The 13,257-nt window shown below is 32.1% G+C and carries 15 protein-coding genes; 2 read left to right on the top strand and 13 right to left on the bottom strand.

From position 1 onward, the window contains the following. Positions 1-8: 8 nt before the first annotated feature. From QZZ48_RS05475 to QZZ48_RS05425, 11 genes are all read right to left on the bottom strand, one after another. Positions 9-449, bottom strand: a complete 441-nt coding sequence (locus QZZ48_RS05475; protein ID WP_294962841.1) for a hypothetical protein — start codon at positions 447-449, stop codon at positions 9-11. Between the two features lie 99 nt (positions 450-548). Further along, positions 549-863: a hypothetical protein gene (locus tag QZZ48_RS05470; RefSeq protein WP_294962838.1), complete on the bottom strand. Its 315-nt coding sequence runs from the start codon at positions 861-863 to the stop codon at positions 549-551. A gap of 57 nt (positions 864-920) precedes the next feature. Beyond that, positions 921-1,433 (bottom strand): YgjP-like metallopeptidase domain-containing protein, encoded by a 513-nt coding sequence (locus QZZ48_RS05465; RefSeq protein WP_294962836.1) that lies wholly within the window; start codon positions 1,431-1,433, stop codon positions 921-923. Continuing rightward, positions 1,434-1,913, bottom strand: coding sequence for a glutathione peroxidase (locus tag QZZ48_RS05460; RefSeq protein ID WP_294962893.1), 480 nt, complete (start codon positions 1,911-1,913; stop codon positions 1,434-1,436). A gap of 60 nt (positions 1,914-1,973) precedes the next feature. Next, positions 1,974-3,335 (bottom strand): ATP-dependent RNA helicase DbpA, encoded by a 1,362-nt coding sequence (gene dbpA, locus QZZ48_RS05455; RefSeq protein ID WP_294962833.1) that lies wholly within the window; start codon positions 3,333-3,335, stop codon positions 1,974-1,976. Then, positions 3,335-3,526 (bottom strand): YwbE family protein, encoded by a 192-nt coding sequence (locus QZZ48_RS05450; protein ID WP_294962830.1) that lies wholly within the window; start codon positions 3,524-3,526, stop codon positions 3,335-3,337. The genes dbpA and QZZ48_RS05450 overlap by 1 nt, the downstream gene beginning before the upstream one ends. A 45-nt stretch (positions 3,527-3,571) precedes the next feature. Further along, positions 3,572-4,816, bottom strand: a complete 1,245-nt coding sequence (locus QZZ48_RS05445; protein WP_294962827.1) for an EAL domain-containing protein — start codon at positions 4,814-4,816, stop codon at positions 3,572-3,574. A 55-nt stretch (positions 4,817-4,871) separates the two neighbouring features. Next, a complete protein-coding gene (locus QZZ48_RS05440) occupies positions 4,872-5,651 on the bottom strand; it encodes an RNA methyltransferase (RefSeq protein ID WP_294962824.1) in 780 nt (259 codons plus the stop codon). 31 nt (positions 5,652-5,682) lie between these two features. Then, complete coding sequence (locus QZZ48_RS05435; RefSeq protein WP_294962890.1) at positions 5,683-5,961, bottom strand: 2OG-Fe(II) oxygenase; 279 nt, start codon at positions 5,959-5,961, stop codon at positions 5,683-5,685. Positions 5,962-6,402: 441 nt separating this feature from the next. Then, positions 6,403-8,334, bottom strand: a complete 1,932-nt coding sequence (locus QZZ48_RS05430; RefSeq protein WP_294962822.1) for a winged helix-turn-helix domain-containing protein — start codon at positions 8,332-8,334, stop codon at positions 6,403-6,405. Then, positions 8,321-9,487 (bottom strand): ATP-binding protein, encoded by a 1,167-nt coding sequence (locus QZZ48_RS05425; RefSeq protein ID WP_294962820.1) that lies wholly within the window; start codon positions 9,485-9,487, stop codon positions 8,321-8,323. The genes QZZ48_RS05430 and QZZ48_RS05425 overlap by 14 nt, the downstream gene beginning before the upstream one ends. A gap of 138 nt (positions 9,488-9,625) precedes the next feature. Between QZZ48_RS05425 and QZZ48_RS05420 the strand changes: the two genes are divergently transcribed. Continuing rightward, positions 9,626-10,192, top strand: coding sequence for a GNAT family acetyltransferase (locus QZZ48_RS05420; protein ID WP_294962817.1), 567 nt, complete (start codon positions 9,626-9,628; stop codon positions 10,190-10,192). Between the two features lie 34 nt (positions 10,193-10,226). On the opposite strand, the gene QZZ48_RS05415 is transcribed toward QZZ48_RS05420, so the two are convergent. Together QZZ48_RS05415 and QZZ48_RS05410 are read right to left on the bottom strand one after the other, a co-directional pair. Next, positions 10,227-11,201 carry an iron-sulfur cluster assembly scaffold protein gene (locus QZZ48_RS05415; RefSeq protein WP_294962815.1) on the bottom strand — a complete coding sequence of 325 codons (975 nt, stop codon included), beginning with the start codon at positions 11,199-11,201 and terminating at the stop codon, positions 10,227-10,229. 28 nt (positions 11,202-11,229) lie between these two features. Further along, positions 11,230-12,444 (bottom strand): NifS family cysteine desulfurase, encoded by a 1,215-nt coding sequence (locus QZZ48_RS05410; protein WP_294962813.1) that lies wholly within the window; start codon positions 12,442-12,444, stop codon positions 11,230-11,232. 153 nt (positions 12,445-12,597) lie between these two features. Here QZZ48_RS05410 and QZZ48_RS05405 point away from each other — a divergent pair, with 153 nt between their 5' ends. Then, positions 12,598-13,101 carry a hypothetical protein gene (locus tag QZZ48_RS05405; RefSeq protein ID WP_294962811.1) on the top strand — a complete coding sequence of 168 codons (504 nt, stop codon included), beginning with the start codon at positions 12,598-12,600 and terminating at the stop codon, positions 13,099-13,101. Positions 13,102-13,257 lie beyond the last annotated feature (156 nt).

Raw genomic sequence — 13,257 nt, 5'->3', positions numbered from 1 at the left:
ACATCACTTTAGAAAGTAATGTTTTGAAAGTCTTCGTTTAATAGATTTCCAGCAACTACTGGTGGTTTAGCAACTGTAATTCCCTTTAAAAGAATTGATTTATCTTTACCTGCATTAGGTAAGTAAAGAGGACAGACTTCTACATGAGCACCTTTTTTAATCAAAAGTTTTAAATGATCTTTTGCTGATGGTGCTTTGCCATTAGGTCTTTTTACAGCTACCCCTTTAATATTTTTATCTGCTAAATCACCAGCAGCTCCACATAGAACTATATTAACTTCTCTTTTGTGCTTTTTGATAGTCATAAGAGATAAAACCATTGCCATTGCTTGAGTTTGAGGGTTAGCTGAATTTACTAGAACATTTAGGCCTTTTGCCTGGTCTGCACTTAAAGCACTAGGTGCAATTAGTGAAACGAATAACGCGGTTGTTGCAAGAATTTTTTTCATAGTATAAGTCCTATTATTATAAAGTTATCACAATAATATCTTTTATAACATAATTAGAACTTAATTTAAAAATTAGCTATTATAATGATTAATCTATATTTATGCGTAAACACTAAATGCTGAAGGATAAGATGATTTACTTGGAGTTGTTGCAGCACCAGGCTTATAAATATCCATTATCGCTTTTGTAAGGTCGGCTACTGTCATATTAGATGATTCAATTTGAAGCATTTTTGTTGCCGCTTCTTTTTTTGTTGCTGGGTCTAATTCACTCATTAAAGCTTTAATTTCTGATTGTGTATGTTCAGGAAGAGAAGCCAATGTTGCTCTCATCATTCTAGCTACATATTGTTTTTGAGTTTCTCCGTTGTTAGTTTGAGCTTGTTGAATTCCAGCATTTGGATTGATATTCATTTATATGTCCTTAGTTTATTAGAAAATAAATAGCAAGAAACATTCCAAATATAGTTTTTAACTCCACTCCTTAAGTTTTCCACTCACATCAACGTATGTAAGATAAAGTCGTAAATCAAATTCAACTTGGTGATATGATGGTTGCATATATTCGCATAGTTTATAAAAGGCTTTATTGTGCTCTTTTTCTTTATAATGCGCTAGTTCATGTACAACTATCATTTCTAAAAAGTCCTCAGGCACACTCTTAAACATAGATGCTACTCGTATCTCATTTTTGGCTTTTAACTTACCACCTTGTACACGTGAAATAAAATGATGAGTACCTAACGCATTGTGAATAACATTTATTTTTCCATCATAAATAACTTTACTAAGAGGAGAAGCTTTTTTAATAAATTCATTTTTTAAATCATTTGCATATGAAAAGAGTTTTTTATCACTCTTTTTATCATGAGCTCGCGGATATTTTTTAAGTAAATGAGCAGAGAGTTTATCTGCTTTTATAAGTTGACTAACCTGTTCTCTTACTCCAGCAGGATAGTGATTTAAGTACTTTAGTTCTTTCATCTACTTAAGTAGTTTCTCTATATCTTTTTTAATATCTAATGGTTTAGTTGAAGGAGAGTATCTATCTAACACTTTACCATTAGCATCTACTAGAAACTTAGTAAAATTCCATTTAATAGAATCCATCCATAAGATGCCACCCTGCTCTTTTTTAAGGTATTTATACAAAGAAGATGCATTGTCTCCGTTAACATCTATTTTTGAAAACATATCAAAGTGAACGTCATAAGTTCCTTGGCAAAAAAACTTTATCTTTTCATTACTTCCGGACTCTTGCTTGCCAAACTGATTTGATGGAAACCCGAGAACCATAAAGCCTTGTTCTTTATATGTCTGATAAAGTTCTTCTAAACCCTCATATTGAGGGGTAAAACCACACTCACTTGCAACATTTACAATAAGTAAAACCTTACCTTTGTAGTCTGAAAGAGAAACTTCTTTACCATCAATATCAATTACATTAAAATCATAAATACTCATATTCTTATCCTTTGCAATAAGTGTTGTAAGCAATAAAAGAAGTACTAAAAAATATTTCATCTATAAAATCCAAACAGAGAAATTTCTTCCTTTTATTTTTCCATTGTTAAGCTTTTTATGAGCTTCATCTATAAGCTTACGCTCTATGGCAACATAACTTTGACGCTCATAAATGTCTATCTTACCTATAGAGCTACCTTTAAGTCCTGCATCTCCAGTTAGAGCACCAAGTAAATCTCCTGCTCTAACCTTATCTTTCTTTCCACCCTCTATAACAAGTGTTACATACTGAGGTTTCATCTCGAAACCGTTAACTACTTTAAGCTCTCGGGCATCTTCAAAAAGTCTAGTAGCATTTTGATACTCATAAGCCTTATCCGCTTCATAACTACTAAATAGTGTAAAGGCTAAACCATCTTTACCAGCACGACCTGTTCTTCCTATTCGGTGAGTGTAAGTCTCATCTCCATGAGGAATGTTGTAGTTGATAACCATAGAAAGTTCTTTAATATCTAGACCACGAGCGGCAACATCCGTAGCTATAAGGACAGGACAGCTTTTATTTGAGAACTGTACTAAAACATCATTTCTCTCATACTGCTCAAGGTCCCCGTGAATTGCAAGGGAATCTATCTTTTTCTTTAGTAAATCTTCTGATAATTCTTTAGCTTCTATCTTTGTATTTGTAAATATTATGACATTTTCAGGTTTAAAATTACTCAAAATATTCACAAGAGTATCTAGTTTTTCACTCTCATTTACTTCGTAAAATCTTTCAGTTATGTTGTTCGCAGTTTCAGTAGAAATTGTCTTTACACTAACAGCTTCATGTTGAAGGTTTTTACTGATGTCCATAATCTCATCTGTATATGTTGCAGAGAAAAGAAGTGTCTGTTTTCTCTTTTTAGTGAATGATAAAACTTCATTTATCTCTTCGCTAAATCCCATGTCGAGCATTCTATCTGCTTCATCAAGAACTAGCATATCTAAATCATCAAGAGATAGAGTCGCTTTTTTTAGATGCTTCAAAATTCGTCCAGGTGTTCCAACAATAATATGTGCACCATGTTCAAGTGAACCCAGTTGAGGACCAAAAGCAGCTCCACCACATAGAGTAAGAATTTTTACATTGTGTGTAGCACGTGCAAGCGTGCGAAGTTCTTTTGCAACTTGGTCTGCTAGTTCACGAGTTGGACAAAGAACAAGTGACTGAACTCTGAACTTTTTAACCTGTAGTTTTGTAAGAAGACCTATTCCAAAAGCAGCTGTTTTGCCACTTCCTGTTTTTGCTTGAGCAATTACATCTTTTCCATCAATAATAAGAGGAAGTGCCTCAGCTTGTACAGCTGTCATCTCTTTATAACCAATCTCGTTTAGGTTGTGTAGCATCTCTTTAGATAGAGGAAGTGTAGAAAATTTCATTAGTATATCTCCTTCACACGACCGACTTCACCACTCATAAGTCTAACTTTTATTCCATGAGGGTGAGTTGGGGATTTTGTAAGTAAATCACGGACTATGCCGTCTGTAAGAAGTCCAGTGTCTTGGTCTTGTTTAAGTACAATTGCTACGCTTGTACCATTTTTAATATTTTTTCTTTGAGTGCCATCCATAACTGAACCTTTAGTTTTTAAGTATGCAATTATAGCTGTATTCTTCTACTCTGTCATTGCTTCTTCGAAACTATTCACATCTTGCATACTTTTAAGAACTAGATCTTCTATCTGATGAGTTCCTAAGTTGTACTTTGAAGTAAATATATGTATTGAGCTTGTATCAAAAGCTTCTATATCTCTTATTAGAGAATATATTTCACCGAGGATTCCATCATCTTTTAGCAAGGCATTTGTAACCTCATCTGAGATATTTAAATCTTGTAAAACTTCTTCAATCTTAACACCAAACAGAGTATCAACAAGCGATAAAACACCTACAAAGTATGCTTCTCCTAACTCCTTACTTGTTACATCATGGTTTAGAGCCTCTAAAATATTTTCCATCAACTCTGTTCTACTTTTAACCATTAGCATTAGAGGTGAATGTTTAGAAGTTTTGCTAAGTGATTTTGAATAAATTATAAGTAAAAGCCACTTCGCAAGAGGCTCTCTTCCAACAAGAGATAATATCTGAGAAATAGAAGAGATTTTGTTTCTAAAGTGAAATGCACATGAGTTCATATAACGTAGTAGTTGTACTGTTATCTCATAGTTGTTTTCAAACTCTGTTGTAATCTCATCTATGCTTGTATCATTAATGAGCATGTTATAAAGGCTTAGTACCTTTAATTGAGAAGCTTCATTTTTTGCATTTTGCACAATATTTGGTTTTGCAAAGAAATAACCTTGAAACATATCACAGCCAATTTTTTTTGCTAGTTCATACTCGCTATTGTTTTCTATCTTAGATGCAACTATTTGAATATTATGAGATTTAATTTCTCTAAGTTTATCTTGCATATCAAGATTTATATCTTTATCTACATTTATTTTTATGTATGAGAGTTCTTTATATACTTGTGAGTATTTTTGTAAAGAATCTGAGTCTAAAGAAATATTATGAACGGCAAGTATATAACCTCTGATATGAAGTTGCTTAATTCTATTGATGACCTGTTCACTCATTTGTACATTTTCTAAAAGTGAAAATATAAAAAACTCTTTTGGTATTGAGAAGATAATATCATGAAGTAAGAACATTTCATCAACTTTGACAAATGCTCTTCGATCACCAAGTAAGCTCTTGGTTCCAAACTTGTTTAAAATATTACTTATTACAGATGCACTAGCAGAGTGTTCATTACGTGCATCACTAGATTTAGAACTATCTCGGTATAGTATCTCATAAGCAACAAGGTCACCATTACTATCAAGAATTGGTTGGCGTCCTAAATATACATTCTCCATCACAGTTCCTATTCTTTAACTGCATCTATTGTAACAAAATAAACTATTTAAAATATTAGCTTGTGTATTTAAGTTGATACATCATAATACATGCAGCTACACCAACATTGAAGCTTTTAACTCCTTCAGCCATTTCTATACTCAAAACCTCATCACATAGATTAAGAATTTCTTGAGATATTCCCTTGCCTTCATGTCCCATTAGCAAAACCCATTTTTGAGGAGATTTTACTTGAGATAGAAGTGTGGCATCTGGAGTCACCTCTGCTGCATATATTTTATATCCATCTTTTTTAAGAGCTTGTATAGTCTGCGCTATATCTTCATAGATATGTATTTTTAGCTTACTCACATAACCCATAGAGACTCTTAAAGCTCTTCTTCCATAAGGATGTGGTGATTGACTTGGAAGTAGATAAGAATCTACTCCTAGAGCAGCTGCACTTCTTGCAATTGAGCCAACATTTTCTGTAGATGTTATGGCATCTAACATTAAAATGTTATCTCCAAGAGATGCTAACGGCATCTCATTTGGGCGAATTCCATGCATCATACAGTTATGATGGATCTTATGACCGACTATCTTTTGCATCTCTTCTTTATCTACAAGAAAAAGTTTAGATATATTTTTTGAGTTTATTAACTCTTCATATTCATCGTAGTACTCTTTAGTAGCCAAGATACTTTTAACTTCTAGCTCACTCTCAAGTAGCATATTTACAACTTTAGGACTATCAGCTATAAAACTATTATCTTCTGTAAAAGCGTTGTCTCTGAGCTTTTTGTAAATCTCTAGTTCGGGTATATTTATGTCATCTATTATTGTATATTTCATATTTGAAATGATATCACAAAAGTAAAAAAGATTAGACCTTATCTATCCTAAACCAACCAGCAATAGAGTATCTTCTTTTTTTAGCCGCTAGTACTTCATGCGGAAAATTCTCACTCATAAAGACAACTAAGGTATTAGCCTCTGGTATTACCTTTTGTAAAAAGTTATTATTTTTATCATAAACAATAAGTTCACCACCATCATCTTCACCCCATTCATCATTGAGATAATAAACAGTTGTTACCACACGATTTTTAAAATTTTTAAAACAGTCTAGGTGAGTTTCATAAAAATCACCCTCATCATAGATGGCAAAATGACTCTCATAATATGAAAGCCCAAGATATAGTTCTTTATTTAAATATTCTCTTAATCCATCAGCAAATGATAAAAACTCTTTATGAGAGGAAGTATTAGCATCTAGCCAATGTATTTTGTCTTTTCGTTTGTTACTATCAAGGTGTAAATCACCCGAACCAGATATGCAGGCTCTATGAAAGTTCTGCTCATTTTTTGCTGAGTCTAAAAGCTCATTTCATAGTTTTGGGTCTAAAGAATTTTTGATAATTATGACCCCATCTTTTACAAGTGCGTCTACTATCTGTTCATATTGTTTTTTGTACATGAGGTCAGTCTATCTGAAGTTTATGCTTTGTGGTGTTAATAGTGATTAGAAGACTCTATTCGTCTATTTTTAATGATAGAAACGTTTTAATGATGTAAGAAATAGTTCTTTACACTACTAAAATTGTTAAATAGCATACTTATCTTTATAGACTTCAATCTCTTTTAGTACCTCATCAACGCTCTCTTTAAGTTCGCTTCCCATCTTCTTTATCTCATTTGGGAAATCATCTTGCATTAATGTCATCAATGCATACCAAATTGGTTTATATCTCTCTTTTAATTGATACTCTGGAATCTCTAAGAATTTTTTGGCTTGGTAGTATTGTCCTTTTGAGATTAGAAGAGTTAAATAATAATACAAATTCATTTCTGATTTCTGTAACTTAATTATTTGAAGAATTTTTTCTATCTTGTCATAGCTTTTTTGAAAATTTTCATTCAACAAATACAAGAATGATTCAGCATATATATTTTTATATTTTATGTCAACATTACTACTATTATCATTTAGTAATGGATTTTCTTCATGGAATATATTTACAAATCGCTCTATATTTTCATATATGGCTATCATTTCTTTTATATCAGGGCTACCTTTTTTAGATTCATTTAATATAGATATAGCTTTTTCATAATTACCTTCATTTTTATAGTTTCTTGCAATATACATTACCTCGTAATCTGTTTTAGATAAGTCTTTACTTAATTTAGAGTCAATTTTTTGAAGATACTTTTTAAGTTCTTTTTTTAATTCAAATTCAGTTTCAAACTTAACTCCTGCATAACTCAAAGCTTCTGCCATATTATAAGCAAAAGAAGAACTAACAGCACCTTTTTTTACCCTAACAATAAACTTGACAGCCTTCTCTTCTAACTCTTCCTCAGTACACCAAGCCTCCAAAAATTTAACAAGCCACTCCACTCTCTGTCTATCTTTTTTTCTTCCAAAACGCATTAGATACCAAATGTTAAAAAATCTCTCTTTTATCTTATATATCTTATTTTTACCTATAGACTCTGATTCTACTATCTCGTACTTTTCAAGTTTTTTTAATTGTGCAGAGACTGACTTACTTGATTCTCTAGTCTTTTTAGCTATCTCACTTGTTAGCATCCCATCCCAGTTTATCGCTAAAGTATGAACTATCTCTTGAAGCCCTGGTGGTAAATCATCCATACGGTGTTTGTAAAGAGGTGTAGCCTCATCGAGTATTTTAAGCAAATCATCAAAAGCATTTCCTTCTTCATCTAAAAATATATCAAATAACATCACTAAAGTTCTAGGCACTCCACCAGTTATTCTTCTAAGTGTTTCTATTCTAGCTGGAGAGTTTTCTATAACATTTTGTATTTTTTCTTTCTGCTCATCTCTTGCGATGCTCAGTAAAAATTCTCTACTCTCTTGAGCATTTAAACTTTTTAGCTTTATGATTTTAAAGTACTCATAAAAAGCTTTGGAGTAGTCATGATGATGTTCTAGCATCTTAGTAGAGCCACCAACTATACGAAAGATAGACGAGCTTATAAGTATCTCTCTAAGTCGTCTTTGCTCTTTTTCACTAAGTTTACCTATGAGCTCATCTAGATTATCTATGAGCAAAAGAAGTTTTTTTCCCTTAGATTTTACAACTGACTCTAAATAAGAAAAACATTTTAAATCATAATCATCATCTTCAAAATGCTTTTCCATATCGTCCAATATAGTGTTAAATTCATCTTCATAAATAGTCTGAAGATACTCAGCCACTTCTTCCCATAACCTACATAAAGAGCGAATTTGATACTGTTCTTCTGCAAACTTTATAGGCAGTAAAAATTTTGACAACTCTTTATCTTTTTTTACTTCTATTTGCAGTTTTCTTAAAAGTGTAGTTTTGCCTTGTCCTCTTTGACCTATGATTATGTAGTGCTGATTTGTATTGCTATCATCTGATGATTTCAAATCTTCGAAGATATCATTGAAAATATCTTCTCTGACAGCAAACCTCTCTAAAAACTCATCTTCACTCATCTCATCTGGAGTGTACTTGTATCTTACGTAATTAGTTTGCAACATTTTTATTCCACCATTGTCTTAGTATTGGAGAGTTATATCTATAAATTTTTGAGTTCTCATTATTATTTATATATCCATCATAAATGAGAGTATGAATCATTTCTTTAGCTTCATCTTCATTTAGTTCATGTTTAGTAGCTATATTTATTATTTGTGAAGATGCCATGGTATTATTTTCAGAAATAATATTTAAAATCTCTTTAGCAAATAGATATTCATCATTGGAGAATGATTCTCTTAATTTTGTCTGCCAAGATTCAAAATAACTTCTATGTTCTAGTGCTTTATTTATGGCTTCATCAATTGCACTGTTATCAAGGACTCTATCACTATCTTCTCTTGATAATATTTTTAACTGCTGAATCAACAACTGTATATAAAATGGTATCAGCCATTCTACTTTTTCTAAAAGGTATTTTATAGCATCTTCACTCATATCTATTTTTATACTAGAGCAGAGTTGGCTTGTAAACTTAAAGGCTTCAAGTTTTAATAGTGGAAGAACTTTTATATTGTTTAAATCATTTATGATTTTAATCGAGTTTATCTTTGAAACAACACTTTCTAAACCGATAGAACCAGCATATACAAATGTAACTTTTTTTGACACTTTAGGATTTTGTCTTAGTGAGCGATGCGCTTTTAAGAGGCTATTTGCATTTTTCACATCTTCATACTTTATAATATTTTCGACAGTTTGAGCAAACTCATCAATCATAATAATAAGTTTTTTATCTATATCTAAATCTTTAACTAAAGTCTCAAAAGCAACTGAATAATCAAGAGTTTTACCATCTACAAACTCTACTCCCGAAGCAGATACTTTTTTGATTTTAATATTTGTCAATCTTTCATATAAAACTTTTGACTTTGATTTTAATTTGTTTATAAAATCTTCTTCCATCATTGCGTTAAATAGTTTGTGCCAAAATTCATTCTCATTATCTGCGGATTCAGTATCAATATAAATGACTATATAGCCATCTTTTGGTTCATCTTTAATCTTATGCATGATAGAAGTTTTACCAACACGTCTTGGTGCAACAAGAAGAATATGACTTCCTGAGTCTATTGCTTCCCATATAGTTTCTAATTCTATTTTTCTATCCCAAAAATCTTTACCTCTAACAACTTGTCCAACACAATTCTTCATGCAAAAATCCTTTTGACAATTTTTCTGTTGTCAATAAGTAGATTTATTTAAAATCCGAACAAAGTAATAGTACGTATATATAGCTTTTACAAAATAATGCTTTGTATAGGATAGAATGTTAAATACAAAGGACTCAAAATGATATATAGACTAGCAAAACTAGATGATATAGAAAAGATTTTAAAACTTCATTTTAGATATCAAGTTGATTCTATAAAAGAAGAAGACAAGGCAGATGGTTTTGTTACTACTGCATTTACAACGAAACAATTAACATCTTTGATAAATGAAGAGCAAGGTCTCTTTATAGCTATAAAAGAAGAAAAGATAGTGGCATATGTAATGTCTGCATCTTGGCAGTTTTGGTCAATCTGGCCTATGTTTGAACATATGATAAAAGATCTGCATAACCTTACTTATCTAGGTAAAACTATAAGTGTAGAAAATTCTTATCAGTATGGACCAGTATGTGTGGACAAAAACGTTCGTGGAACTGGTGTTTTAGAAGGTATATTTGATTTTGCTAGAGAGAAAATGTCTAAGAGATTTCCTATTTTGGTTACTTTTGTGAATAAAATAAATCCACGTTCATACCAAGCGCATAAGAGAAAATTAAAATTAGAAGTGATTCAAGAGTTTGAATATAATAACAATCAGTACTATGAGATGGTTTATGACACATCTAAAGCACTCAAAAGTAAATAAAAAGATTAATAGTGGGAAAACCCACTATTAAAGATTAGATTGGTAAAACGCGAATATTTTTAGAAAGTTTCTCTTTAAGAGTTGACTCAATTGCGTAAAGTGTACCAGTTGAAGAAGAAGCACAACCATTACAAGCACCTAAGTAACGAATATAAATATCTATATTTTCATCACCCGCCTTAATGTCAATAACTTCCATGTCTCCACCATCCATAACTAGGAACTGACGAACACTCTCATCGATTACAGCATCAACTGCTTTGATTTGTTGAACTAGAGTCATACTAGCGAAATCACCAGTTGAACCTGCATCTGCAGCAGCTTTCATCTTCTCTTCATCCATCTCTTTACGAGTGTCTCTTAAGATGTCTACTAAGTACCATTCTCTAGCCTCGTGACCACCAGGCTTAATACAGCTCTTACAGAACCCACCAGCTTTAGTGTAATCAGTAATTTGCTCAATAGTAGTTAAATCATTTAATTTGATAACTTCTCTTAGAGTATTTAAACTTACACGAGCACATTCACAAACAATGATTTCTTCTTCAAAACTCTCAGCATCTACGCCTTTGTAAAGACCAGCTGCTTTTTTGATAACATCATAAGCCATTACTGAACAGTGCATCTTTTGAGGTGGAACTGCAGGAGTCTCAGGATCATCACGAAGAGCCATTTCAACATCAATATTTGTAATCTTTACAGCTTCATCAACTGTTTTACCAATACAAAGTTCAGTCATAACATCAGAAGAAGCTATCGCTGTACCACAGCCAAAAGATTTAAATTTTGAGTTTATAATTCTGTCGTCTTTAGGATTAATTTCCCAATATAAACGTACTGCATCACCACAAGACTCTGCACCAAAATCTGCAACAATAAGTTTGTTACCACGTTCCTCTGCATCTGCCTCAAAAATTTCACCTTGGTGTTGAGGGTTATTCATTAGTGTTGTTACTTTATTCGAATACGCGTCCCATAAAGACTCGCCTAACATATCTGACTTAGCCATGTTATCTCCTTTTAATAATTATTTATTTTTAGTGGTGGTGAAGTTCGCACTCTTTAACTTCTCCGCCTACTGTTGGTTTTTGAATTGCAAATGAACTTGAGATCGCTCTAAGTCTTGCAACTGCGCCTTTAAAATGACTAATCGTATAATCAACCTCAGCATCTGTAGTAAAACGACTAAGACTTAGTCTGATACCAGTATGAGCTAGTTCATTATCAGCGCCAATTGCTAACATTACTGTATTTGCTTCAAGGTCTTCACTTGCACAAGCTGAACCAGTAGATGCTCCAATTTGACCGTTGTTTAAGTCCCAAAGCATACCTTCACCCTCAACACCTTTTATAGATATAAGGATAGTATTTGGTGTACGATTTTGTCTATCACCAACTACAAAAGTATCACTAAGTTCTAAGATAGCATCTTCTAGACGATCTCTTTTAGCTCTGATTTTACCACCAGTTTCTTTAATGTTTGATGTAGCAAGCTCTATTGCTTTACCCATACCAACAATAAAAGGAACATTTAGTGTACCTGAACGGCGACCACCCATATGTTCACCACCATGAAATAATGGAGTAAGTGCTTTACTATCTTTGATATATAAAGCTCCAACACCTTTAGGACCATGGAATTTATGTGCAGACATTGAAACAAAATCAACAGAAACGTCTTGTAAATCTACTGGTATCTTACCTACTGCTTGAACAGCATCTGAGTGAAAAAGAACGCCTTTTTCTTTACAGATTTCACCAATATCTTTAATTGGGTTTATCATTCCTGTCTCATTAGAAGCCCACATAATAGAAACTAGAGCAGTTTTATCTGTAATAAAACTTCTAACTGTATGTGCTTCAACTATACCTTGATCATTAACCGGAAGGTATGTAACCTTAACACCTTGCTCTTCTAAAAATTTACATGTAGAAAGAACTGATGGATGCTCAACCTCACTAGTTACTATATGGTTTTTATCTCCATTTACTATCAAATCTGTAAATACAGACTGAAGTACCCAGTTATTTGATTCTGTTGCACAGGATGTGAATACGATATCATCGTTATCACTTGCGTTTAACGCAGTGTATATTTGATCGATTGCCGTGCTTAAAGCAGGATGTGCTGATGTTCCAAACTTATGTAGTGAGTTAGGGTTTCCGTAAAGCTCACTAAAGAATGGTTGCATTGCTTCTACGACTAATGGATCTACCATTGTTGTAGCATTATTGTCTAAATAAACTTGCATGTTTTACCTCATGAAATAGGATTGATTTTTAATTAAGACAAAATTTGTCTTCTTTTACTTTTGACATAATAATAGGTTTGTTATTACGATATGCTTAAACAAAACTGACATACTGATTTATTTAAGGTATAATTCCATTTAAAGGGAAACTATATGTGTAATTTTAACAAACAAAACGAAGAAACCAAAGCATTAATCCATCTATTTATGAAAAAGTGTGCAGATGCCTTAGATGGCCCCAACTTTCTTTTAGGATTAATTGAAGCTATGAAAGAGAAAAAGCCAAATGCGCTTATGCATAGTGGTTGTAAAATAGAGTCTAAAGAGGCTAGAATACAATGGAATAAAATAGTTTTCAAAGATAAACTAGATATTTTAGAAGAAATCATCCGTTCTCATAAAAGTTCACAAAATCAAGATTTTAATATTTTAGAAAGTGATAGTGAAAAAAAGAAAAAGAAAATCTTAAATATGGTTAAAACTTTAACACCAATAGAGTTTACTATCACTCCTCTTAACTCAGAAACCCAACAAGAGTTTAAGTTTAAAATATTTGAAAATGTAAAAGACGACTACGTAAAATTAAACCCTATTTTTGTAGCAATGTTCTTTTGCTCAATAGAGTTTACAAAAAAAGCTTTAAAGTATGAAATTTAATTTTCATACTACGAAGTAAAAACTTTAATACAATTTCTACCCGCATCTTTAGCCATATTGGAATGTCCCCTATAAACTAGACAAACTTTAATTCAGTAATTTAGATAGAATAATACAAATGTGTTATGAGATTTAATAGGATTAAAAATGGCAAGA

The sequence above is a fragment of the Sulfurimonas sp. genome, from assembly GCF_016744025.1.
GTDB lineage: Bacteria > Campylobacterota > Campylobacteria > Campylobacterales > Sulfurimonadaceae > Sulfurimonas.
Note: the sequence above shows the minus strand (reverse complement) of the source record. Positions and strands in the feature narration are given on the sequence as shown.